Raw genomic sequence first — 23,843 nt, 5'->3', positions numbered from 1 at the left:
TGCAGCCCCTCCGAGCCACCCCAGAGATTGATACCAATGGGGCGACGCATGCGTCGCCCCTACTCGATATACTTCGTGGTGTGTTTCTCAGACACATTCTTAGAACAGCTTGGTGATCTCATCAACGGCGAACCGGGGCAAGGGGAGGCGCGCGTCGCTGTCCCTTAGCCAGACCCCTTCCCTCTTGGCCAGCACGCGGCCGATCACAGCAACGGGAAACCCCTCTCGTTCCAGGACGGCCTGGAGGGCGGAGACCTCATCCGCCGGGAGGACCACCAACAGGCTGCCGGAGGCGATGGTGCCCAGCGGATCCAGGCCAAACTCCTCGCAGAGCCGCTGCCCCTCCGGCAGGATCGGGATCGCATCCCTGGACACCTCCAGGCCCACATCAGCCGCCCGGGCGATCTCCCAAAGCCCGGTGATCAGCCCTCCCTCGGTGGGATCATGCATCGCGTGCACGTCGGCGACCTCGCGGGCCCGCAGCGCCGGGGCCACCACGCTGATCCCAGGGTCGTACAGGAACCCAGCGACGCGATCCAGCCAGGCGTCCTCATAGCCGCGATCCCGCAGCACCTGGCGTTTCTCGCGGGCGATCAGGGAAGCGCCTTCAATGGGGACCCCCTTCACCAGCACGATCGCGTCGCCTGGCCGGGCTCCGGCCGTCGTCACCATCCGCTCCGGATCCACCTCCCCCAGCATCACGCCCGCGATGATGGGGCGATCCAGCCCATACGTGATCTCCGTGTGTCCGCCCGCCAGCGTGACGCCCAACTCCGCGCACGCGGCATGGATCTGTCCAAAGAGGGTATCCGCCATCTGCGGGGTCGCCTGTCCCTCTGGCAACAGCATCGTCGCCAGAAACCACTTCGGTCGCCCCCCCATGGCGGCGATATCGTTCGCGTTGACGTTCACGGCATACCAGCCGATCTCATCCGTTGCAAAGGTGATCGGGTCCGTCTTTGCCAGCAAATAGCGATCGCCGAAGTCGATGACGGCCGCATCCTCGCCCGCCCGGGGCCCGACCACGAGCCGGGGGTCTCGGCCTCCGTACCGGCGCAGCAGCCTCTCCAGCAGATCTGCCGGCAGCTTTCCCGCGGGCAACGTAGTTGACTCCTGCATGACCACCTCCCGGCTGCTCGGATTGGTGGCCGCAGTATAGATGATCCCCCTCGCTCGCGTCAAAAACACGCAAGATCAGGCCTCCGGCCCTATGAGTAGGGCGAATTGGATCACTCCATTTGGCGGCGTTTGGCACTTGCGCATCACTTGGTATGGGATAGAATAGAGAAAATCCGACCCGAGGAGGTGGAGCATGGGACGGCAGCTGAACCCGCTGGCGATTGCGGTGATTGCCGTCATGACCGCGGTGACGACCGTGTTCACCCTGGCCGTGCGCGTCCCCGTCCCCGCCACCAATGGCTACGTCAACCTGTCCGATGTGGCCATCTACTTCACCGCCTTCGCCTTCGGCCCTTGGGTTGGGCTCATTGCCGGAGGCGTGGGAACGGCGCTGGCCGATCTGATAGGCGGGTACGCCCAATTCGCCCTGTTGACCTTCTTCGCCCACGGGCTGGAGGGGTTCGTGGCCGGATGGCTGGGGCGAGATCGTCAATTCACGGGGATGGTGGTGGCCTGGCTGGCGGGTGCGGTGGTCATGTGCGGACTGTATCTACTGGGCGAAGGTCTGGTGCTGACCGGATGGGGGCCCGCCCTGTGGGAGCTGCCGTTCAATGCCTTCCAGAACCTGGTTGGGGCCGTGGTGGGCATCCCTTTGGTGCTGGCCGTGCGAAGGGCCTACCCGCCGCTTATCCACATGCTGAGCCGGCAAGCCTGGCGGGAGGAGTGATCGCTGGACATCCTGACCGTTGAGGATCTACACTTTGCGTATCCCCCGTTGCGGGACGAGGACCCCCCGGAGCGCGTGCTCCGGGGGGTCAGTTTGCGCGCGGGCCAGGGGGAATTCATCGCCCTCCTGGGACGCACGGGCGCCGGCAAAACCACGCTGTGCCTGTCCTTCAACGGGCTGGTCCCTCAGGCGACCGGCGGGGTCATCCGAGGTCGCGTCCTGGTCAGGGGAAGGGACACGCGGCGCTTTCCCCCCGCCTCCTTTGCCCGTGATGTGGGCATGGTCTTCCAGGATCCGGAGAGCCAGCTGTTCCAGCTCACCGTGGAGGACGAGATCGCCTTCGGACTGGAGAACCTGGGCGTTCCTTCGGACGAGATCGACCGCCGCATCGATTGGGCACTCTCGCTGGTCGGCATGGAGGGATTTCGCCGTCGATCCCCACGGCAGCTCTCCGGGGGACAGATGCAGCGCATTGCGATCGCAGCCGCCCTGGCCCCCCGCCCCGCCATGTTGGTGCTGGACGAGCCTACCGCCCACCTGGACCCCCGAGGGAAAGCGGAGGTCTTCCAAACCCTCGACCGCCTCCGTCATACCCTGCACACCACGACGATCATGGCCACTCAGGATATCGAATGGATCGCCCGGGGGGCCAGCCGGCTGGCCGTGCTTCGGGAGGGGCAGATAACCTCGTGGGACGTGAACGAGTGGCCTTCGCATGGGGTTCGCACGCTATGCGAATGGGGCGTAGGCGCCCCTCAGATCGCCCGACTGGTGAGCGCTCTCCGCCCGGCCTCTCCCAATGCACATCGCCTGCCGCTCACCGTGCCGGAGGCGGCCCGAATCCTCTCCCCCGCACGGTGGCGCTCACGGGGTTCCCATCCTTCGTCCAGCTCCCCTGCCGCGCCGTCCCCTCGCCCCATCGTGACCATCGAGCGGTTGAGCTTTGCGTATCCCAACGGCGTGAGGGCATTAGTGGACGTCTCCCTGCGCTTTCACGCTGGCGAGTACATTGCCCTGGTCGGGCCCAACGGGGCGGGAAAGTCCACGCTGGCTCGCCTGATCATGGGACTGCTCCGCCCTACGGAGGGACGCGTGCAGGTGCGGGGACACGACACCCAGGTTACCCCCGTTCCCAGGCTTGCCCACATCGTCGGATATGCCTTCCAGAATCCCGATCATCAGATCTTCGCCTCCACCGTACGGGAGGAGATCGCCTTCGGCCCGCAGAATATGGGATGGCCCGCTCAGGATGTCCAGAAAGCCGTGGACGAGATGTTGGGGCGCTTTCACCTGGAGTCGCTGGCCGACGTCCCCCCCGCCGTGCTGGGATATGGCCTGCGGCGCAAGGTGGCCATCGCGGCGATTGCGGCCGCCCGCCCGGACGTGCTTATCCTGGACGAACCCACGGGGGGATTGGACTGGGCCACAGCGAACGAGCTGCTGGATTTTCTCGATGAACTCAACGACCGGGGGACCACCGTTGTGCTGATCACCCACGAGATGACCATCGTGGCGGAGCGGGCTCAACGCAGCATCGTCCTGGTGGACGGGCAGATGATCTTCGACGGCACCCCCAGGGAGCTGTTCTCCCGGCCGGATGTACTGGAGGCGGCCAGCTTATACTCGCCCCCCGTCACCCGGCTGGCCTATGCGCTGAACGCCCCGCCTGAGGTATCGCCCGTGCTCACCGTGGACGAATTCCTTCGAGCGTGGGCGGGAGGGCCTCACCATGAGCGGTGACTACGATCTGTACATATCGGGGGATAGTTTTCTTCATCGGCTGGATCCCCGGGTCAAGCTCCTGCTGGTGGCCGAGGCCATCATCTTGCTCTTCCTGTTCACCCACCTACTCACAGCCATCGCCGCCCTGGTTCTGGCACACGCTTTGATCCTGAGCGCCGGGGTGCCCATGCGGCGTGTGCGGAGCGTCTGGCGACTCATGTTGCCGCTCACCTTGTTGATCCCGGCGTTGTGGTGGATCTTCCAGCCCGGGCCGGGGCCGGCCCTCATGGCGCTCGGCCCCCTTCGATTGACCTGGGGGGCGCTGCTGCAGGGGATCACGGTCGCCCTCCGCCTGGACGCGCTGGCCTTCGTCATGTTCCTGTGGTTGTTCACCACTGACCAGGCCACCATGGTGCGAGGGATGGCCGCGCTGGGCCTCCCGTACACCTGGAGCCTCACGCTATCCCTGGCGCTGCGGTACCTCCCCACCATCGCCGAGCTTTATCGTCAGGTCGTTGACGCACAACGAGCGCGCGGCCTGGACCTGGACACCGGGTCTCTCTGGCGTCGCCTCCGAGCGCACCAGCCCATCCTGGTGGCCGTCATCATCAGCGCCCTCCGTACCAGCCAGAGCCTGGCCTGGAGCCTGGAGGCCAGGGGACTGGGGGCGCCGGGGATACAACGGACGCAATTCCGCCGGCTGCGCTTCAACTGGCTTGATTGCCTGGTCACGGCCCTCCTCCTCATGCTGTTGGCGGGAAGCCTGTTCATTCGCTGGCGAGGTTGAGCCGGCTGTGGGGGGTGTGGGTTTCCTGTTTTTCCCTCTCGTCGTCTCCGGGGGATAGCGTGCTCACTACACGAATAGGCATCACGACATCGATGAAAACGGCATATATGGATATTCAACGAGGATGATCCACCATATATAGCGTTTCATCAGCAAGAAATGGCCCCCGGGCAGGGGCGGCTCATGCGCCTGCGACCAGCCTGGCCTCGGTCTGGATCCTTCAGAAGAGGTCCCCTCCATACCTCCCCTAAGCCCCCCCTACTTCGCCAGGCCTTTGTGAATAACTCACTGACTACACGAATATCCCGTCAATCCCCCCGCAACAAAGAGAGCCTGCTCGGGAGAGAGCAGGCCCCCTCGATTCGACTTCCGGCCCGGCAGGCGGATCTCTTCTCACCCGCCGCGATACATCTCCAACAACCGCTCCATGCGGCCCACGCTGTCCGCCAGCCCACCGATCCGGTTGCGTGCCAGCCACAGCCGCTTGTATTCGGCGATGATCGCCTCCAACTCCTCCGCCAGCGACGCCCGCGTCTCCGCCGGGATCTGAGCGATCTCCCCGCCCTCTGTCTGAAGCCGGGCGATCCCCAGCCGACAGGCATGGCGCAGCAACGCCGCCGCATTGCGGAACTCGTCGACGATGAGATCGGCGTCGGGGCGCCCCATGCGAGCCTCCGGCAGCCGGGAGATCACCTGGTCCACGTACTCCTGCGCCCGCTCCAACCCCTCGACGGTCAGCTCCGCCAGCCTCCCCTCATAGAAGGGACGACTCGGGCTCAGCAAGAGCAGGGCCATCGCAGAAGAGTTGAACGGCGTCACGCCGGGCACCTTGTATGCGTTCCCCAGATCATAGGCCAACTTCCCCATCACGCCCGCGGCATCCCGGAACGCATGCAGATCCAGGGCCCGTGGCAGATCGATATCCCGATTGGCCTGGGCGGCCCAGCTGACGGCCGCCCCGTATGCGTAGCCCAGGAAGGAGATGGGCAGATGTTGCCAGTGACCGTTGTCCCCCCAGTCGGTGTTCAGGTAGCCGATGGCTCCATGGGCCAGCCCATTCTCCGCCGCGTTTCGCAAGTTGCCGATCGCGTTCTCCGTACGTCCAGCGATGGAGTTCCAGCTGGACGTACCAGGACAGACATAGTACGGGACGCCCGCCCGGGCGAATTTCTCGCCGTTCTCGGCGAAGGGATGGGTGGCCCCATACCCCCACTCCAGGGCGACGATATCGCCCGGCAGCTCAGGGATAAGCTCGGGATGATGCAGGATGATATCCCCCCAGAACTGCATCGTCCGCCCCTTCCGCTGCACCAGGCTATGGATCTTGAGCAGGAACTCCAGGTAGACACGGCCGACGCCCCGCTCCTCACAGGCCTCCTTGCTCCGCCCCTGCCCCAGATCGAAGGTCTCATCGCAGCCCACATTGAACTGTCGGCTGGAGAAATGCGGCAACAGCTCGTCGTATAGCTCAGAGATCAACTCGATGGAACCGGGATCCAGCGGGCAAAGGCTAAACGGTTCGTCGTTCCACTCCCCCCAGGGGGACTTCCAGCCGTCCGGACACTCCGCCAGCGGCCGATATCGATCATGTTTCAGCCAATGGTGCATATGACCGAAGGAGTTCTGGTTGGGCACGAGCTCTATGAAGCGCTCACGGCAATAGGCGTCCAGCGCCAGGATCTCCTCGCCGGTCATGGGAGAAGCGTTCTCCCACACCTCCCGATGGTTGCGATAGGCAAAGGTGTGCTCCATGTAGAGCTGGAATTGGTTGACCTTCCACTCGGCCAGCATATCCACCAGGGCGTACAACGTCTCCATGGTCGGGACCCTATCCCGGCTGATGTCCAGCATGACGCCCCGATTCGGGAAATCCGGCCAATCCTCGATACGCAGGCAGGGCAGCTCCCCAGATCCAGCGATCTGGCGGGCGATCTGCCGCAGCGTCATAGCCGCATAGAAGGCCCCCGCCAGATCGTGCGCCACGATCCGGATCTGATCGGCCCCAACGGTCAGATGATATCCCTCCCGCTGCGGCACCTGAGCGGGATCCACATGCACGGTGGCCCCCAGCCGGCTGAGATCATCTCCCCGCGCCGCCGTCAACTCCCACCGCCGCCCTATCGCCGAAAGCGCATCCTGGACGATCTGCCCCACACGCCACAGGGCATCGGACACATCTCCCGCCAGCCAAATGAAACGATCGGGCTGCAGATGATGGCTGCCCGGCAGCTCCTGCAAGCGCTGAGGGGAAGGCAATAGCACCAAATTACGGGACATCATCGACCTCCTAAACGGAATCTCTTGAGAAAACGAACGGAATCAACATCGACATCTCCGTCACCGATGCGGGCCGCATTATAGCAAAGAGGATCATCGCCTGTCAACGCAAAAGCCACCACGATTCGGGATGCCTCGCGTATCCGCCTGAAGTCGGAACCGAAATAGGGCCAGGGACTGATGGCGATTTCTTTTGATTGTGTTACATTAGTCGTGAAAGGCTAGACACGCTCCCCTGAGGTAGCAAAATTCTCTGGGCAATCAACACGAGAAGAGGTGCGATCGCGTGTCAAGGCAACATCGTTACTCCAGTCCTCTCATGCCAGGAGCCGGACCATGCGACAAGGGCTACGTTGGCGCCTGACCATCTACTATGCTCTGCTCATGCTCATCAGCGTGTTGCTCATCCAGATCGGCCTGTTGCTCGGCTCATGGTGGATCAGCACACGGGGGCCCAGGCTCCCCCAACTGATGGCCCGGATCGCCCGCCAACTGAGCATCCCGGCCGGGGCCCTGCTGGCATCCGGCCCGGATACCGCCCTTCTGGATCGCTGGCTCTCCTCTGTCGTGCCGCTCCAGGAGAACGGCAGTGGCATCCCGGGCCTACCCATCCTGGCGCTCAGCGATCCTGATCCGCCCGATCACCTGCCGCAAAGGTTCGATCTGATCGCCATCGTGGACGAGAAGGGGCGGCTCGTGGCCAGCAACGTGCCCGCCTCTCTGCGGACCGGCTGGCCCGATCCCTTTTACGACCCCGCCGCAGCCGAGGTCAGCACAACGCTCCTGCAACAGGCGCTGACAGGCAACGGACAGGCCATCCGGCTGGACCACGGCGAGGTGGTGGCGACCGAGCCGATACGGGACCCCAGCGGAACGATCCGGGGCGCCCTCTACCTGCGGGTCGTCGCCACGGCGCCCGGGGGACGGCTGTGGTCGTCGATCATGAAGCTGGAGGGGGGCGTGGGCGCCTTCCTGGCGGTCGGCCGGGTCTTCGCCGCCACGGTCTTCGGGTTCCTCACCGCCTACTGGCTCACGCGGCGACTGGACCAACTGGCCGAGGTCACGGCCGCCTGGGGCCGTGGCGATTTCTCGGTGCAGGCGCGCGCCGAGCCCGACGACGAGATCGGGCGATTGGCCCGGCAGCTCAACCGGATGGCGGAACAGCTCCAGGGCGTGCTGGAGGTGCGAGAGCATCTGGCCTCGCTGGAGGAGCGAAACCGCCTGGCCCGAGAGCTCCACGACAGCGTCAAGCAACAAGTCTTCGCCACAGCCATGCAGATCGCAGCGGCGAGGGCGCTTCTGGGTCAAGACCCACCAAGCGTCGCCAAGCACCTGCGTCAGGCCGAGGACCTGGCGCAACAGGCCCAGCAGGAGCTCAACGCCCTGCTAAGGCAGCTACGGCCGGTCGCATTGGTCGGCAAGGGCCTGGCCACCGCATTGCACCAACACCTGAGCGCCTGGAGCGAGCGCACCGGGATCACGGCCAAGCTGCGGGTGAGCGGCGAGCGCAAAGTGCCGCTGGAGACGGAGCAGGCCCTCTATCGGGTGGCCCAGGAGGCCCTGGCCAACGTAGCCCGCCACAGCGGCAGCGACCATCTGGAAGTGGATCTGAACTACAATCGACACCACGTGACCCTGGAGATCACCGACCATGGCTGTGGCTTCGACGTGGAGACAGCCATGGGCAAGGGGCTGGGCTTGATCAGCATGAGAGAACGGGTGGTCGCTCTGGCCGGCGACTTCCAAGTCCTCAGCCGCCCCGGCGAGGGCACCACCATTCGCGCCAGTTTACCCGTGGAGGCAAGCACATGAACGAACCCATTACCGTCCTACTGGCCGACGATCACGCCATCGTACGGGAGGGCGTGCGAGCCTTCCTGGACGCGCAGCCGGACATCCAGGTGATCGGAGAAGCGGGCACAGGCGAGGAGGCCGTCCAACTGGCCACGGAGCTGGTCCCAGATGTCGTGCTGATGGATCTGCTCATGCCGGGCATGGACGGCGTCGAGGCCACACGGCGGATCTGCCGGGCCAGCCCCCACACGCAAGTCGTCATCCTGACCTCATATCACGAGGATGAGCACATCTTTCCGGCCATCAAAGCCGGCGCGCTCTCCTACCTGCTCAAGGAGGTGCAGGCCGACGAGCTGGCCGAGGCAGTGCGGCGAGCGGCCCGCGGCGAGGCCATCCTGCACCCCAGCGTGGCCGCCCGAGTCGTCCAGGAGCTGCACGGCTCACGACGGCAGGAGCTCAATCCCTTCACCGATCTGAGCGAGCGAGAGCTGGAGGTCCTGCGCCTGATCGCCGACGGCCTGGACAACGCGTCCATCGCCGAACGACTGGTCATCAGTGAGAAGACGGTGAAGACCCACGTCAGCAATATCCTGAGCAAGCTGCACCTGGCCGATCGCACACAGGCCGCGGTCTACGCCTGGCGTAGCGGCGTGGTGCGACGCAACGGCTGAGTAAGGCGATAGCAACGAAGATACAAGATGTAGGGCACACGTCTCACGTCGACCACAATATAACGGGTAAGCCTCTAAGAGTGTGTCTGAGAAATGCCGTTGCTTCTGCTAAATTTTCAGACACGCTCTAGGCCGGCAATGGCCCCAGAACAGGCACGGTAGCCTATCCAACGGACAAAGCTCACATTCGCTCTGAGAACGCCCGTCCCCGCTGGGGATCACGGGACTGAAAGGAAGGAGGTTTTGCAACATGACTCGAAGAACACCTTTGCTCGTTACCGTGCTCGCAGCAGTGACGCTGCTACTGATCGGTTCCGCCACCCTGGTCTGGGCCATGCCGGCACAAGGAGAGGACTCCCCAACATCGGCTACCGTGGACACTCCCCAGGACAACAACGTGGTTACGGGGCACGCGCGGACCGACGAGGATCCGCCCCGGCCGGTGCAAAACGCCCGCATCGTCGCGAGGCGACCGGCCACGGGCGCTGAGGTGAGCACGACGACCGACGCGGAGGGCGCATACACGCTGGAGTTGCCAGTCGGCGTCGCCACATGGAACATCCGGGCCGAAAAGACGGACACCACCATCCCACCTGAGGCCGAAGCCCCTTCGATCTCTCGCCCGGTGGTCTTCGGCCCCCGACCCAGCACCAAGACGGGGATCGACTTCACCTTCCATGTGCCTTCCACGGAGGAAGGCGCCCACATCGTCGGACGGGTGCTGGTATCGGCTACCGTTCCCTTCGTGCCCACATTCCCGGTCACTGTGACGGACGTCAGCATCCAGATCCCACCGAAGGTCACGTCCGGCCAGATCAACCCCACCACCGGCAGGTTCGATCTCACCGTGTCGGAAGGGCGCCATCAAGTGGCCATCTTCCCTCAGGACTTCCTGAACTACCTGCCGCCGGTGATCCCGCCCTTCAAGGTGGAGACGGGCGAGACCCATGATCTGGGCGATCTCTACCTCATCCCGCTGCACGGCTCGGCCACCATCCGCGGCCAGGTGCTGACCACGGAGGATCAGCCCGTGGCCGGCGTTCAGGTCGTCGCCATGAAGCTGGGCAACATCCTCACCGGGGGCGGTCTGCAAGTGCCGGAGATCAAACGGGCTCAGACGTCGCCGACCGGGGATTTCGCGCTGCCGGTGACCGGCGGCACCTGGTGGGTGGCCGTCTCTCTGGGCCAGGGCGATCCCTACATGCCCTATCGGCTGCAATGGCAGACGATAGTAAACGTCGAGGATGGGGGCACGGTGGACGACGTCATCCTTCGGGTGGCGGCGGCCGACGCCTGGATCCGGGGCACGCTGATCAACGCCGCCACGGGCCAGCCGGCCGACGACGCCTGCGGCGTGGTGGCCGCATACAAGCAGGGCCAGGCCGGCACTTACAGCTTCCGGCGCTTCACCGGCAGCACCTTCGATCTGCCGGTCACCGCCGGCACCTATCGGCTCAGCGTGATCCCCAGCCCCGATCTGGAAGATCTGGACGGTTCAATCCCCTACCCGCCTTCCTGCGAGCCGGGCAAGTACCTGGTGACGACCGTGCCGCAGGTGGAGGTCAACGGGCCGGGCGTGACGTCCATCCAGGTCCAGCTGGCCGTGAGGACCGGCGCAACGATCCGGGGCCAGCTCTGGAACCTGACGGAGAAGCAGTCGGTCACCGGCGTCGGCGGGGTGATGATCGGCTGGCAACCTGCGGCCTCGGGCACGGGGCAGGGCAACTGGGCGGCCGCCCGCATCGATCCGGCCACCGGCGTGGGAGAGTTACAGGTCACCCAGGGCGACTGGCTGGTGTCCTACCATGTCCAGGCCGGCTCCGGCTACCGGGCCTTCCCCGGGGTGATCAGCGTCACAGTGCCATCCGATGTGACGACCGTTGACGTACACCTGCCCGTAGTGCAGCCGAAGCAGGCGGTCTCAGGCCAGGTCCTGGACCCCGATGGCAACGGCGTGCGAGGGGTGATCGTGACCGCCACCGGCATCGGCTGGCAGGGGCTCCGAGGCGCCCTGATCGGGCCGAATCAGACCCCTGTGGGCCTGAGCAGGGACATGGCGGCGGTCACCAACAAGGACGGCACGTTCACCCTGAACCTGAGTTACGGCGTCTACAGGCTGAGCGTCCTGGGCCCGCCGGAACTGCTCAAGGGACAAGGAGATCAGCCGTGGATCAGCCCCCAGCCGGAGATCATCAAGCTGCTGCCCAACCAACCTGCGCCCACACCAGTACTCCGGTTCCGCACGGGCGATGCCACCATCCACGGACATCTGAGCTTAGCCACCGGTAGCGCCCAGAGCGGCAAGGGCACGGAGGTCGAGCTGCCGGCCATGGTCTGGGCCGCCACGGCCGGGGGGCCCTCTCGCATCACCGGCCACACCAAGGTCCTGGTGCCCATGTCCGGCACGGGAGAGGGGGACTACAGCCTGCCCGCTATCCAGGGCCAGCGGTGGGTCGTGCAGGCCGTGTACGAGGTGGGCAGCAGCCTGTGGATGACACGAGCGGTGGTGGACGTGGACAGCACCGACGTGCGACTGGATCTCACCCTGACGCCTCGCGACCTGCTCCCCGCTGGGGTGGCGCAGATCCTGGACCCCGATGAGCCCTTCTACGTGGAGCTGGCGGACGGCGCCTCCCTCTATATCCCGGCCGGCGCTCTGACCGTCACCGGGCAGGCCACCAGCGCCAAGGGGGCCACGGCGGCCCGCCCCGATGCGGCCCCCCGCATAGATCTGCCCACGCTGATCAGCCTGCAGAGCTCGCTGGTCAAAACGTTGAGCATATCAGGCCCAGCTCCGTGCTGCAAGAATGTTGGAATCCCCCTGAGCCCGGCCTATGAGATCGGAGCCCAGCTCTTGCAGAGCGCGCCGCAGGCAGGCGCGCAGGGCGTGGGGGCCATGCCCCAGCTCGTTCCGCTAGCGGCGCCGGCCGACATCGAGCTCAACGTCCCCATGGTGCTGCGTATCCCCTACGACGCGAGCGCGCTGGCGGCTGAGGGTATCTCCGAAGAGGATATCCGGGTCTGGTACATGCCGACCGCCACGGCAGACACCAGGGAGCCGGTGGAGGATTACGTGATCGACGCCGAACACGACGAGGTGGTGATCTTCGCCGAGGGCTTCGGCACCTATACGCTGGCAGCCGAGCGGACAACCTGGTCGGTCTACCTCCCGTTCACCCTCCGCTGAGCACACAGGGGCACGGCGGCTGCCGTGCCCCTACAACAACACGCTCCCTTGCAGGTCAATCCGATGCCAAGAAGGGGCTGGAACAAGGATACCTTTCGGAGGCGCAAAAAGGTCGCCGCCCGTGAACCACCCGGGCGGCGACCAGAAAGGAGCCCGAATCCAACAAAAAGGCCTACGATGACTCGATCGGCGCGTTCGCCAGCGATTGGATCCGGGTATCCCGCAGCCGGTCCCGGATCACCTGGGCGATCTTCTGCATCATGAGATAGCCAAAGCGACAATCCGTCTCGAATACCTTCCGCAGCTCCTGGCAATCAAAGGCGATGACACGACAGCGCGTCGTCGCCTTGGCGCTGGCCGTGGCGGTATGCGGCGGCACCAGCCCGGACCAAGCGAACACCTCGCCCGGGCCTACGGTGCTGACGACCACCTCGTCCTCCTCACCGGGCACCTCGATCACGATGGCCACGGCGCCCTCCAGCACGATGTAGAAACAGCAGAGCTCCTCGCCCTCGTGGAAGAAATAGTGTCCGGGCTCAACCGTCAACTCATCCGCCGCCTTGGCCAGGGTCACGATCTGATCCATGTCAAAGCCGGCGAAGTAAGGATAGCGCCGAATCAACTCAGGTGAGATCATACGGGACCTCCTTCGCTCCTCTAGAAAGACGTCTGCATCCCCGGAAGAACGCCCTCATGCCCATGGATCTCGGATAACACCGCCGCCACCACCTGAGGCACAGCCGCAGCGACGGCCGGAGTTAACCCCTCGCCGAAATCGGTCACATTCTCCGCCTCCACGGCGTAGATGACGATCTCATCGGGCAGGGGCAACCCCATCCGACGCCCCATTTCCAGCGCGGTGACGAGGCTCGTATCATGGGCGGAGGCGCTGTGCCGCGTCGGGCTGATCGTCCGCAGGTCCTCCAGGCTCAGTCGGCGGATGGTTCCGGGGATCCCACCACGGCTCAGGAACGCATCGATCAGGATCACCCGATCATAGCCTACCATGGTCTCCATCAAAGTCAAGCCGCCGACGCTGGCCTCACGCACGTCTACCGGCGCATCCGCCGGAAGCGCTTCCCTCACAGCCTCGGCCACCCGCACGCCCACGCCATCATCCGTCAGGATGGGGTTACCCACTCCGAGAATCAGCGTCCTCTTCATCTCCATGCTCACGCCCATCGGGCACGCCGCTCAGACCCGCTCCACGTATTGGCTCAACCGCTCCACCACACGCCCCTGCGCATCATAGATGGTGACCTCCAGGGGCATCTGCCCCGGCAGCGAGTGCGTGGCACAGGCCATACACGGATCGTAGGCCCGGAATGCCATCTCGATCCGATTCAACAACCCATCCGTGATCACGGTCCCCTTCTTGATCAGGGACTGGGCCGCCTTCTTCACCGACATGGCGATGGGAGCGTAGTTGTTGGTCGTCCCCACGATCAGGTTCACCCGGGTGAGGATGCCGTTCTCATCCGTCCAGTAGTGATGGGTCAGCGTGCCTCGGGGCGCCTCCACACACCCCACGCCCTCGTCCGGGGTGCTGGTCACCTCCACCCGCACGTTGGGATCCGTGATCTCCGGGTCCTGAATCAGCTCCAGCATACGCTCCGCCGCGTAGAGGAGCTCGATCAGGCGGGCCCAATGGGTCGCCAGGCGATAGTGAACGGGCTGATATCGGCCGTTGACCTTCTTGCTCCCCAGCGTCTCGTACATCTTCTCATAGGCTTCCCGCGCCCGGGGGGTCGCCATGCCGTCCGCTGCATTCAGCCGGGACAAGGGCGTCGCACAGTAGACGCCGCTGTCCTTGCCGTCCACGAACCCCTTCCACCCCACCGCCTTCAGGTAGGGGAACTTCAGGTACGTCCAGGGTTCCACGTGCTCCGCCACGTGCTGGGTGTAGTCCTTGGGGTGGTACTTCACGAACTCCTTGCCGTCCGGATCCACCACCCGGATCATCCCATCGTAGAAGTTCACGTGGTTATGCTCGTCTACCGTCCCCATGTAGTACGTGCGATGGGTATAGGCATCCGACAGGATCATATCCACGTATTCCTGGTTCCCCAGCACGATGTCCTCGAACAGCTTCAGGCTGAACAGGGCGAAGTCCACATTGGCCTTGGCGATCTCCTCGATCTCCTGCCGCTCCTCCTCGGTGATGGCCCGGCTCCATCCCCCGGGCATCCCGGCCACAGGATGCACGCCTCGCCCTCCCAGCATCTCGATGACGTGATGATTCCGCTGGCGACAGTCGATCACCTGTTTGCCGATCTCCACGCCCACCTTGTGGATCACGCCCAGGATGTTCCGCTCCGCCGCCGGAGCATCCGGCCCCAACACGAAGTCCGGGCCACCCAACGCGTAGAAATGCGTCGTGTGATCGGTCACGTAGAAGGCCGAATAGAACATCTCTCGCAGCTTCTTCACCGCCGAGGAGGGTTCCACGTGGAAGAGAGCGTCCAACGCCTTGGTCGACGCCATGTGATGCGCCTCCGGGCAGACCCCACAGATCCGGTTCGTGATGCGCGGCATCTCCTCGGCGGGGCGCCCCACGCAAAAACGCTCGAACCCCCTCAACTCGGGGATCATGAAGTAGGCGTTGGCCACATCCCCCTCGTCATTGAGGAAGATCTCGATCTTGCCATGCCCCTCCAGCCGGGTGATGGGATCTATCGTGATGCGCTTCATGCCGTCCCTCCTTCCCCATCGCCGCTACCGTTCACCCGCGCACGCCGCAGCAGCGAGTGCGCCATGCTGAACCGATAGAAGGTGCCGGCCGGGTCCGCCAGGCTCTCCATGACGGCCTCGATCTCCCGATCCAGATCCGCCTCCTCCCCGCCGGGCTCTCCCACGTCGATCACCGACGCGATGGCCGACAGGAACTTCGCGCCCTGGTCCTCCACGCCATCCAGCGGCCCATAGCATCCACGGCACCCCATGCCCACCTGCGGACAGCGGGCGCCACAGCCGCTGCGCGTGGCCGGCCCCAGACAGATGATCCCCTGCTCCAACAGGCAGATCCCCGGCTCCGGTCGCTTCTCATAGGGGCGATAGATCCGCTTGATGGCCTTCTCGTGCTTCTCCAGCGGGCATTCCTCACATACCGCCACCGTGCCGGCCCCGATGATCGATCCGGGCGGCGGCAGCTCGGCCCCCTGGATGATCGCATCCAGCACGGCGATGATCTGATGCGGCTCTGGCGGGCAACCCGGGATATAGTAATCCACCGACACCACCTGATCCAGCGACTTCACCGTCTCGTAGAACTCCGGGATGTGCAGCTCCCCCTCCGGCACCTGCGTCACCGGCTGGGGCAGCACGCCGTCCGGGTTCTCCGTGGATGGGCTCTCCAGATAGGCCGTCCGGAAGATCGCCTCCTTGGAAGTCAGGTTGGCGAGCGCCGGGATGCACCCCTCATAGGCACAGGACCCGAACGCCACCAGGATCTTGGACTTCTGACGCAGCAGATGGGCCATCTCCTCGTTCTCCGAGGTTCGGATCGCCCCGTTGAAGAGGCAGAGGTCGATATACCCGTCCGGGTAGCCCTCCACATCCTTATACTTGAAGTCCGCCGCGCAGGGCCAGAAGACGATGTCGAAGTTGGCATCGACGTCCAGGATCTTCTCCCCGATGTTCAGCACGGCGATCTCACAGCCACCACAGGAGGCGGCCCAATACATCGCGAATTTGCCCTTGTCGGCCATGGTCACACCTCCTCCGCCGCGGGCTCGCCAGCCTCAACCGGGCCGTGGCCATCGCCCCCTAAAACGGTCTCCTGCCAGCGCAGCGGCCCCAAAGCTCGTAACTGCTCCACCATGCGGTCCACAGCTTCCGCCAACACGTTCCCCTCAGAGGCCGACGCCCACACGATCTGAACACGCTCCGGCTCGATCCCAAACTGCGCCAGCAACCGCTGCAGCAGCTTGTACCGGCGGAGCGCCTTGATGTTCCCCTCCACGTAGTGGCATTCCCCGGGATGGCACCCGGCGATCAGCACCCCATCCGCGCCCTCACGCAACGCCTTGAGCACGAACTGCGGATCCACCCGGGCGCTGCACATCACCCGGATGGGCCGCATGTTGGGAGCATAGTGCAGACGGGACGTGCCCGCCAGGTCCGCCGCCCGGTAGGAGCACCAGTTACACAGAAAGCCCACGATGACAGGCTCGTACGTATCGCTCATGGTCACCTCTCCTCAATCACGCGAGCCATTAAGGGGGATGTCGATCTCACGCCGACACCGCCTCCTTCTCCGATTCCCGTCCGGCCAGCGATCGCACATCCCACAGGATGCCCTCGATCTGGGACATCAGCTGTTCCCGGGTGAAGTGCGCGCCAGCGATAGCCTCGCTGGGGCACGCGGCCACACACGCGCCACACCCCTGGCACAACGCCGTGATCACCTCCGAGACCTGTCGGTCCTCGTGGAACACGATGGCGCTGTACGGACACAGCTCGTTGCAGATCCGGCATCCGGAGCACCGATCCTCGTCGATATGCGCACGGATGGGCTCCATCTCCACCACTCGCTGGCTGATCAGGCTCGCCACCCGGGCCGCAGCCGCAGCCCCCTGCGCCACCGTATCCGGGATATCCTTGGGCCCCTGGCACGCGCCGGCGATGAGCACACCCTCCGTCATCGTCGCCACCGGGTCCAGTTTGGGATGTCGCTCCACGAAGAAGCCGTTGAAGTCGCATCCCAACCCAAACAGCTGCGCCACCTCCTTGGAATCGTGGCGCGCCTCCAACCCGGCGCTCAGGATCACCATGTCCACCGGGATGCGCCGCTGCTTCCCGATCAGCGTATCCTCCACCTGGACGATGATCTTGCCCTCCTCGCCGGGCATGCGCGCCGCATCGGTGACCTCCGCCACCCGGCCCCGGATGAAGTGGGTGCCCTCCTCCAGAAGCCGGTGATAGAACTCCTCATATCCCTTGCCGGGAGTGCGAATATCGATGTAAAAGTTGTACACCTCCGCATCCGGCAGGCGCTCATGCACCAGGTGGGCGAACTTCAGCGAGTACATGCAGCAGACCTTGGAGCAGTACTCGTTGTAATTCTTATCTCGGGAGCCGACACAATGGATGATGGCGACGCTCTTGGGCCTGGTCTCCCCATCCCGCAGCACGATCTGACCACCCGTGGGGCCCGCCGCGTTCACCATCCGCTCGAACTCCAGGCTGGTGAACACGTTGGCCAGCCGGCCATAGCCATATTGCGGGATCCGCCGTGGATCAAAGAGATCGTACCCCGTCGCCAGGATGATGTTCCCCACCTCCAGCTCCAGGATCTCGTCCTCTTGCTCATAGTCGATAGCACCCGTGGGGCAGAAGCGCTCGCACACGCGGCACTTACCGATCTGGAACCAGAGGCAGTTCTCCTTGTCGATGACCGGGTACTTGGGCACCGCCTGCGGGAACGGACGGTAGATGGCCTTGCGATAGCCCAGCCCCGCCTCGAAGACCTCGTCGACCACCCGCTTGGGGCATCGGTTCTCACATTCTCCGCAGCCGGTGCAAAGGTCCTCCTTCACATAGCGGGCCTTCTTCCGAACCGTCACGGTGAAGTTGCCCAGGTAGCCATCGACCTTCTCCACCTCGCTGTAGCTTAACAGCGTGATGTTCGGGTGCTGCCCGGCCTCCACCATCTTGGGCGTCAGGATACAGGCCGAGCAATCCAACGTGGGGAAGGTCTTGTCCAGCTGCGCCATATGCCCGCCGATGGACGGCTCTCGTTCCACCAGGTACACGGGGTACCCCGCGTTGGCCAGCTCCAGCGCCGCCGTGATCCCGGCGATCCCCCCTCCCACGATCAGGGTGCCGGGCTTGATCTCCACCTCCAGCGGCTCCAACGGCTGATTATAGACGACCCGCTCGATGGCTCCTTTGACCAGGGCCTTGGCCTTGTGGGTTGCCGCCTCACGGTCGCTGGTCGCCCATGAATCCTGCTCACGGATGTTGGCCATCTCGAAGAGGAAGGGGTTCAACCCCGCTCGCTCGCAGGCGCCCCGGAAGGTCTTCTCGTGCATGTGGGGCGAACAGGCGGCCACCACCACCCGGGTCAATCCCTGCTCCTTGATATCCTGCTCGATGAGATCCTGCCCCAGGCTGGAGCACATGAACTTGTAATCCCGGGCCACGACTACGTGGGGCTGCTCGCCGGCCCACCGGGCCACCTCTTCCACATCCACCGTCCCGGCGATATTGGTTCCACAGTGACAGATGTAGACGCCAACGCGCGCTTCGCTCATCGCTCACTCCTCCTCCGGCATGCTCGGCATGGGGAGCTCCTTCTTTCCCCGTCGTCGACGCCTGGGGGCCTCCGGCTCCGGAGCCTCTACGCCGATCTTGGAGAGCGCCGGTCGGGCATCCACGAACTCCTTGCCGATTCCCAACTCCTTGGCCGAGATGCCGAAAGCCAAGCCCATCAATTGGGTGAAATAGAGCACGGGGATGTGATAGTCCGTCTTAAAGTACTTGTTGACCTCGCCCTGGAAGGCGTCCAGGTTCAGCTGGCACATGGGGCACAGCGTCACGATCACATCCGCATCGTAATCGGCGGCGTTCTTGAGCAACCGCCGGATCAGCTCGTAAGCCGTCGGCTGGCTGATCTGGGTCATATGCCCGCCGCAGCAGTGGGTCTTCAGAGGGAAGTCCACGACCTTGGCGCCCAACGTGCGCATCAGCTTATCCAGCGAGGTGGGATACTCGGGATCATCGAATACGCCCTGATAGCCAGGCCGCACGATCAGGCAGCCATAGTAGGGCGCCACCTGCAAGCCGTGCAGCGGCTTGGTCACCTTGGCCGCCACCGCGTCATACCCGATGTCATTGACGATGACATCCAACAGGTGACGCACTCGCACGGTCCCGGGATCATAGTGAAGCCCACCGGCGGCCAAGGCCGTATTGATCTTTCTCGCCAGCTCGGGCGAGTCGGCCATGTAACGGTCCGTCTTGCTCAGGTTAAGAAAGCAGGCGCTGCACGGCGCCACCACCTGATCGCCATTCGCCTGCTGGGCCGCCAACGCCAGATTGCGCGCCACCAGGGAGTAGGCGGGGAGCAAATCCACGCTGAAATACTCCGTGGCGCCACAACAATTCCAATCCTGGATCTCGGCCAACTCTATGCCCAGCGGGGCTGCAACCGCCATCGCCGACCGGTGATACGCGATCGCGTTACGCTCCAGGGAGCACCCCGGATAGTAGCTGTACTTCATGCCGCACCTCCCAGCTCCCTGGCCTTCGCCAGAATCGCTTGCAATTGATCGAGTCCCTTGATCCGTTTGGGGGTCAAGTCCATGCGCCCCTTCCGCAGCAACTCCAACCCCATAGGAGCCATCTTGACGACATTCAGAGGATGGTGTCGCAACGTATACCGGGTCGCCAATCCCAGCTCGAAGCTACGGCCATAGTTCTCCACAAGATCGATAAAGGTCTCGGAAAACTCCGGCACTTCGGCGGCGCTGGATTCCCGGTACAACCCCTCCCGAATCGCCATCTGCTTGAGGGTATACATGACGTCGGTGATATGGACTTCCTGGGGACAGCGGGCTACACAGTAATAGCAGGAGACGCAATACCACGGGGTGTTGCTGCGCAGGACTTCATCCTTCAAGCCGGCAGCGATCATCGCAAACAACTGACGCGGCGTATGATCCATATCCGGGCCGGAAGGACAGGACCCCCCACATGTGCCACATTGCAGACATAACTCCAGGTGCGGATCACCCGGAGTGGCGGCAATCACCTCCTCCAGGAAGGTGGCCACCCGCGCAGGAGTCGCAGATCCAGCCATAGGGACCTCCTAGAAGAAACTAGAGAGCACGAGAGCGCCATCCAGACATCGCCCTCCTTCTTTGGGCTCGAAGCCCACAAGCGAATCACTATTGGTTCGGGTGCCACCCAGCAGCACCCCATGATCCCAGAAAGGGAAAGTAAAACCTCGAGGTTTTACGAGAAGGTAGTGGCCTTCGCTCTGAGCCAGGAGCCGAGATGCAGTGCTCAGAGGAGCGAATGCCAGGGGACCCACATCAGCCCCATTGAGAGGCACCCACGTCAGCACCCCTCAATCGGAGAATATTTTCACAAGCACTCTACCATACGGGAAAAGAAAAGTCAATGACCCAGAACACCCTCTTTCGCCAGGATAAGGTTTTTCCTGACCGGCCAAGCTTGATTGTGCTATAATGAGTATGTCCGCTAAGGTAAGAGGATTAGGGAATACGGTATGCAAGAGCGTTCCGAGAGGGATTCTTCCGGAGGAGCTTCGCCCCTGCGGCCCTCATGGCAGGGGCAACGGGATTTCTCAGACGTGCTCTGAGAGAGGGAAACGATGCGACGCCGTCCGGGGAACACGGTAAGACGTAGTAGCGCAACGGAACAGGATCGAATCCTAAACAACCTGCCGGGCCTGTACCCCACGGAGGATTGGGAGGTAATCTACTGGTCTGTAGACGAACAAGGCAGCCTGGCACAGCACCAGGTGATCGTACAGCTACCGGAGGGCCTGGCTGACCTCTGTGCGCCGGTGCCCGTCGGCTACAATGGATGCGTGCAGATGGTCCGCCGTTGGGGAGTGGCCGTCTATCCATCGCTCCTGGAGGATTTGGAGTTCGATCTGGATGCATTGGTGCGCAGCGCGCCAGAGCGCTACGCGGACACCCCCCAAGGACGCCTCCGGGCCGCGTTGGACGTGACCCACTTTGATTTGCCAGGGTTCTTCATCATCGCCAGTGATGAGCACCCGCTGCTGATGTATGCGCCCGACGGGACGTTGAAGGGAAGCTACACACGTTGGCGCACCTACCTGGGCGCGCTGGCCTTCCTGGCCACGGATGGACAGGTCAACAAAGGCTTCCTCCGCCTGGCCCGAGAGGCACAAGACACATATAGGGAAGCCATCGGATATCTCCAAGAGGCACTGGCCCATCAGCGACGCGGGGAATCCATTCCATGAAAAAGGCCACGGGCGCCTTTGCCCGTGGCCTCCAACACAAATGGGCTATCTGCCCGCGGTTCATTTGTCCGAATTGCTGCCCTGCTTCGCCTCAGCGATGATACGCTCCGCGATATGGCTGGGGACGGGCTCGTAGTGTGAGAACTCCATTGTATAGATGCCACGCCCCTGCGTCAGGGACCGCAGATCCGTCCCATAGCGCTGCATCTCGGCCAGCGGTACCTGCGCCCGAATGATGCTCTTCCCACGCACCTGCTCCATCCCCTGCACACGGGCTCGCTTAGTGTTCAGATCTCCCAGCACGTCCCCCATGTACTGCTCCGGCACGGTGATGGTGACGTTCATGATGGGCTCGAGCAAGATCGGGCCGGCCTGCTGCACCGCCAGTTTGAACACCTCTCGCCCGGCGATCTGGAACGCGATATCCTTGGAATCCACCGGATGTTCCTTGCCGTCATACACGGCGGCCTTGATGTCCACCACCGGATAGCCGGCGATCACACCCTGCTCCATGACCTGGCGGATCCCCTTCTCAATCGACGGGATGAAGGAGCTGGAGATCGCGCCACCGAAGACCTCATTGACGTACTCGAAGCCGGCCCCTCGCTCCAGCGGCTCGACCCGCAGGTGCACCTCGGCGAACTGCCCGGCACCACCGGTCTGCTTCTTGTGCCGGTACTGCGCCGAAGCCACCCGGGAGATGGTCTCCCGATACGGGACCTTGGGGATGCTGGTCTCCACACCCACACCGAACTTGGACTCCAGACGCCGCACGGCGACATCGATGTGCGCCTCACCCAGGCCGGCCAGAATGGTCTCCCGGGTAGCCGACTCCTGCCGCCACTGCAACGTCGGATCCTCCTCGCACAGCCGTGTGAGCGCAGGCCCCATCTTGGCCGAGTCCGCCTTGGTCTTGGGCGAGACGGCCACCTCATACAGCGGATGGGGGAAGGTCATACCCTCCAAAATCAAGGGCGTTCCCTGATCGCACAGCGTATCCCCGGTCAGCGTGTGGGACAGCTTGGCCACCGCGCCCAAATCACCGGCGATGACCTCGTCGACGTTGATCTGCTCCTTGCCCCGCACCGTGAAGAGCTGACCGATACGCTCCTCCTGCTGAGTGCGGGAATTATACACCCGGCTGTCCGACTTCAGCGTGCCCGACATCACCCGGAAATACGTCAGTTTGCCCACATAGGGGTCGGCCACCGTCTTAAAGGCCAGCGCGGCCAACGGGCCAGCCGGATCCGGGGTCAGCTCCACCTCTTCCTCGCTCCCCAGGATCTTGGCCGTCTCCTTCGGAGCCTCCAGAGGCGACGGGAGGAAGTCGACGATCGCCTTCAGCAGGGCATGCACGCCTACGTTCTTCGTGGCGGAACCGCAGAGCACCGGGATCACGCTGCCATCTCGCACGCCGATGCTGAGGCCGCGCCGGATCTCATCGGGCGTCAGTTCCTCCCCTTCCAGGTACTTCATGATCAGATCATCATCGCTCTCGGCTGCCGCCTCGATCAGCTGAACCCGAGCCTCCTCGACCGCGTCGGCCATCTCGGCCGGCACATCCGAGGGCTCGCCGCTATCCCCGATATAGGCCTTCTGCTCCACCAGGTCCACGATCCCCTGGAAGTTGGCCTCCGCCCCAATGGGGAGCTGCAACGGCACGAAATTTCCGGGGAACGCATCACGCAATTGGGCGATCGCCCCCTCAAAGGACGCGTTCTCCCGATCCATCTTGTTGATAAAGGCGAACCGAGGCAGCTTGCGCCCATCCGCATGAGCCCACACGGCCTCGGTCCCCACCTCCACGCCCGACACCGCGTCCAGCACGACGATCGCGGCGTCCGCCACACGCACGGCGCTGATCACCTCGCCAATGAAGTCCATATAGCCCGGGGTATCCAGGATGTTCAGCTTATACCCCTGCCACTCACACGGGATGATGGAGGCGTTCACGGAAAAGCCCCGCCGCTGCTCCTCCGGGTCCCAATCGGACACAGTAGAGCCATTCTCCACCCGGCCCATGCGAGAGATGCCACCACTATCGTAGAGCAACGCCTCTGACAACGAGGTCTTGCCCGAGCTGCCGTGGCCTAACAGGGCAACGTTACGCAACTGCTCAACCTTATACTTTGCCATCGATCCTCCTTAGCGCTCTCCCGCCACGATTCGATACCAAGGCATCACGGGCCCACAGAGAGGCTCTTCGACGCCCGCCGCGCAGCGATTCTTGCGTTCGTCCAGGGGTTCCGCCTCACCCAAAGCGGCAACTCCCCATCCCAAAGCCAGCCGCCTAAGTCCCAGGCTTGCCCACAAGCCGAAGACTGGCGGCTGAACATGCCTATTCTAAACGAAAACCCCCAAACTGTCAACGCGTCGACCGTGCGATGATTCCCCGGAGGGAGATCCCCTCCATACCTCCTCGCCCCTGCCCATAGGCAGAGAGACCCCCTCAGAGTGTGTCTGAGAAATGCCGTTACCCCTGCTATGGGGAGGCCCGGAGGGGCTCCGCCCCTCCCTGGACTTTGGCGTTTTGAACCGGCTCCTTGCGTATGCAGGGAGCTTTCTGACGTCCAGAGAGGGCTCTGAAGAGGCTTCCA

The 23,843-nt window shown here is 63.9% G+C and carries 18 protein-coding genes; 7 read left to right on the top strand and 11 right to left on the bottom strand.

The window, feature by feature from the left end:
* Positions 1-99: 99 nt before the first annotated feature.
* The gene (locus GXP39_00930) at positions 100-1,119 is read right to left on the bottom strand and encodes a hydrogenase expression/formation protein (GenBank protein NOZ26602.1); all 1,020 of its coding nucleotides are present in this window, start codon (positions 1,117-1,119) and stop codon (positions 100-102) included.
* A 193-nt stretch (positions 1,120-1,312) separates the two neighbouring features.
* Between GXP39_00930 and GXP39_00925 the strand changes: the two genes are divergently transcribed.
* The 3 genes from GXP39_00925 to GXP39_00915 all read left to right on the top strand — a co-directional run bounded on the left by GXP39_00925 (position 1,313) and on the right by GXP39_00915 (position 4,355).
* Positions 1,313-1,846 carry an ECF transporter S component gene (locus GXP39_00925; GenBank protein NOZ26601.1) on the top strand — a complete coding sequence of 178 codons (534 nt, stop codon included), beginning with the start codon at positions 1,313-1,315 and terminating at the stop codon, positions 1,844-1,846.
* A gap of 93 nt (positions 1,847-1,939) precedes the next feature.
* Positions 1,940-3,586: an ATP-binding cassette domain-containing protein gene (locus GXP39_00920; GenBank protein ID NOZ26600.1), complete on the top strand. Its 1,647-nt coding sequence runs from the start codon at positions 1,940-1,942 to the stop codon at positions 3,584-3,586.
* Entirely contained in the window at positions 3,576-4,355 is a 780-nt protein-coding gene (locus tag GXP39_00915) for an energy-coupling factor transporter transmembrane protein EcfT (GenBank protein ID NOZ26599.1), read from the top strand. The genes GXP39_00920 and GXP39_00915 overlap by 11 nt, the downstream gene beginning before the upstream one ends.
* Positions 4,356-4,748: 393 nt before the next feature.
* Here the strand turns inward: GXP39_00915 and GXP39_00910 are convergent, their stop codons facing one another.
* Positions 4,749-6,632 (bottom strand): family 20 glycosylhydrolase, encoded by a 1,884-nt coding sequence (locus tag GXP39_00910; protein ID NOZ26598.1) that lies wholly within the window; start codon positions 6,630-6,632, stop codon positions 4,749-4,751.
* A 336-nt stretch (positions 6,633-6,968) separates the two neighbouring features.
* Here GXP39_00910 and GXP39_00905 point away from each other — a divergent pair, with 336 nt between their 5' ends.
* From GXP39_00905 to GXP39_00895, 3 genes are all read left to right on the top strand, one after another.
* Positions 6,969-8,444: a sensor histidine kinase gene (locus GXP39_00905; GenBank protein NOZ26597.1), complete on the top strand. Its 1,476-nt coding sequence runs from the start codon at positions 6,969-6,971 to the stop codon at positions 8,442-8,444.
* Complete coding sequence (locus tag GXP39_00900; GenBank protein NOZ26596.1) at positions 8,441-9,097, top strand: response regulator transcription factor; 657 nt, start codon at positions 8,441-8,443, stop codon at positions 9,095-9,097. Before GXP39_00905 ends, GXP39_00900 begins: the two co-directional genes overlap by 4 nt.
* Before the next feature lie 250 nt (positions 9,098-9,347).
* A complete protein-coding gene (locus GXP39_00895) occupies positions 9,348-12,284 on the top strand; it encodes a hypothetical protein (GenBank protein NOZ26595.1) in 2,937 nt (978 codons plus the stop codon).
* A 172-nt stretch (positions 12,285-12,456) separates the two neighbouring features.
* On the opposite strand, the gene GXP39_00890 is transcribed toward GXP39_00895, so the two are convergent.
* The 8 genes from GXP39_00890 to GXP39_00855 are packed head-to-tail and all read right to left on the bottom strand — an operon-like array spanning position 12,457 to position 20,085.
* Positions 12,457-12,921: a Crp/Fnr family transcriptional regulator gene (locus tag GXP39_00890; protein NOZ26594.1), complete on the bottom strand. Its 465-nt coding sequence runs from the start codon at positions 12,919-12,921 to the stop codon at positions 12,457-12,459.
* A gap of 20 nt (positions 12,922-12,941) precedes the next feature.
* Positions 12,942-13,448, bottom strand: a complete 507-nt coding sequence (locus GXP39_00885; GenBank protein ID NOZ26593.1) for a hydrogenase maturation protease — start codon at positions 13,446-13,448, stop codon at positions 12,942-12,944.
* 30 nt (positions 13,449-13,478) lie between these two features.
* On the bottom strand, positions 13,479-14,975 hold the full coding sequence (locus GXP39_00880) for a Ni/Fe hydrogenase subunit alpha (protein NOZ26592.1): 1,497 nt from the start codon (positions 14,973-14,975) through the stop codon (positions 13,479-13,481).
* A complete protein-coding gene (locus GXP39_00875) occupies positions 14,972-15,991 on the bottom strand; it encodes an oxidoreductase (protein NOZ26591.1) in 1,020 nt (339 codons plus the stop codon). The genes GXP39_00880 and GXP39_00875 overlap by 4 nt, the downstream gene beginning before the upstream one ends.
* A gap of 2 nt (positions 15,992-15,993) precedes the next feature.
* Complete coding sequence (locus tag GXP39_00870) at positions 15,994-16,470, bottom strand: hydrogenase iron-sulfur subunit (GenBank protein NOZ26590.1); 477 nt, start codon at positions 16,468-16,470, stop codon at positions 15,994-15,996.
* A 46-nt stretch (positions 16,471-16,516) separates the two neighbouring features.
* Positions 16,517-18,538, bottom strand: coding sequence for a CoB--CoM heterodisulfide reductase iron-sulfur subunit A family protein (locus GXP39_00865; protein ID NOZ26589.1), 2,022 nt, complete (start codon positions 18,536-18,538; stop codon positions 16,517-16,519).
* A gap of 3 nt (positions 18,539-18,541) precedes the next feature.
* Positions 18,542-19,507 (bottom strand): disulfide reductase, encoded by a 966-nt coding sequence (locus tag GXP39_00860; GenBank protein ID NOZ26588.1) that lies wholly within the window; start codon positions 19,505-19,507, stop codon positions 18,542-18,544.
* On the bottom strand, positions 19,504-20,085 hold the full coding sequence (locus tag GXP39_00855; GenBank protein NOZ26587.1) for a 4Fe-4S dicluster domain-containing protein: 582 nt from the start codon (positions 20,083-20,085) through the stop codon (positions 19,504-19,506). The genes GXP39_00860 and GXP39_00855 overlap by 4 nt, the downstream gene beginning before the upstream one ends.
* 537 nt (positions 20,086-20,622) lie before the next feature.
* Between GXP39_00855 and GXP39_00850 the strand changes: the two genes are divergently transcribed.
* Complete coding sequence (locus GXP39_00850; protein NOZ26586.1) at positions 20,623-21,246, top strand: hypothetical protein; 624 nt, start codon at positions 20,623-20,625, stop codon at positions 21,244-21,246.
* 60 nt (positions 21,247-21,306) lie between these two features.
* Here the strand turns inward: GXP39_00850 and fusA are convergent, their stop codons facing one another.
* Positions 21,307-23,382: an elongation factor G gene (gene fusA / locus GXP39_00845; GenBank protein NOZ26585.1), complete on the bottom strand. Its 2,076-nt coding sequence runs from the start codon at positions 23,380-23,382 to the stop codon at positions 21,307-21,309.
* Positions 23,383-23,843: the final 461 nt, after the last annotated feature.

The organism is Chloroflexota bacterium, from assembly GCA_013152435.1.
Lineage (GTDB): Bacteria > Chloroflexota > Anaerolineae > DUEN01 > DUEN01 > DUEN01.
Note: the sequence above shows the minus strand (reverse complement) of the source record. Positions and strands in the feature narration are given on the sequence as shown.

Bases quoted from the DNA above. Each gene is read 5' to 3' on its own strand.
- GXP39_00925 (NOZ26601.1), top strand. From the start codon at position 1,313: ATGGGACGGCAGCTGAACCCGCTGGCGATTGCGGTGATTGCCGTCATG.
- GXP39_00895 (NOZ26595.1), top strand. From the start codon at position 9,348: ATGACTCGAAGAACACCTTTGCTCGTTACCGTGCTCGCAGCAGTGACG.
- GXP39_00915 (NOZ26599.1), top strand. From the start codon at position 3,576: ATGAGCGGTGACTACGATCTGTACATATCGGGGGATAGTTTTCTTCAT.
- GXP39_00870 (NOZ26590.1), bottom strand. From the start codon at position 16,470: ATGAGCGATACGTACGAGCCTGTCATCGTGGGCTTTCTGTGTAACTGG.
- GXP39_00930 (NOZ26602.1), bottom strand. From the start codon at position 1,119: ATGCAGGAGTCAACTACGTTGCCCGCGGGAAAGCTGCCGGCAGATCTG.
- GXP39_00890 (NOZ26594.1), bottom strand. From the start codon at position 12,921: ATGATCTCACCTGAGTTGATTCGGCGCTATCCTTACTTCGCCGGCTTT.
- GXP39_00910 (NOZ26598.1), bottom strand. From the start codon at position 6,632: ATGTCCCGTAATTTGGTGCTATTGCCTTCCCCTCAGCGCTTGCAGGAG.
- GXP39_00885 (NOZ26593.1), bottom strand. From the start codon at position 13,448: ATGAAGAGGACGCTGATTCTCGGAGTGGGTAACCCCATCCTGACGGAT.
- GXP39_00850 (NOZ26586.1), top strand. From the start codon at position 20,623: ATGCGACGCCGTCCGGGGAACACGGTAAGACGTAGTAGCGCAACGGAA.
- GXP39_00860 (NOZ26588.1), bottom strand. From the start codon at position 19,507: ATGAAGTACAGCTACTATCCGGGGTGCTCCCTGGAGCGTAACGCGATC.
- GXP39_00880 (NOZ26592.1), bottom strand. From the start codon at position 14,975: ATGAAGCGCATCACGATAGATCCCATCACCCGGCTGGAGGGGCATGGC.
- GXP39_00900 (NOZ26596.1), top strand. From the start codon at position 8,441: ATGAACGAACCCATTACCGTCCTACTGGCCGACGATCACGCCATCGTA.
- GXP39_00855 (NOZ26587.1), bottom strand. From the start codon at position 20,085: ATGGCTGGATCTGCGACTCCTGCGCGGGTGGCCACCTTCCTGGAGGAG.
- GXP39_00905 (NOZ26597.1), top strand. From the start codon at position 6,969: ATGCGACAAGGGCTACGTTGGCGCCTGACCATCTACTATGCTCTGCTC.
- GXP39_00865 (NOZ26589.1), bottom strand. From the start codon at position 18,538: ATGAGCGAAGCGCGCGTTGGCGTCTACATCTGTCACTGTGGAACCAAT.
- fusA (NOZ26585.1), bottom strand. From the start codon at position 23,382: ATGGCAAAGTATAAGGTTGAGCAGTTGCGTAACGTTGCCCTGTTAGGC.
- GXP39_00875 (NOZ26591.1), bottom strand. From the start codon at position 15,991: ATGGCCGACAAGGGCAAATTCGCGATGTATTGGGCCGCCTCCTGTGGT.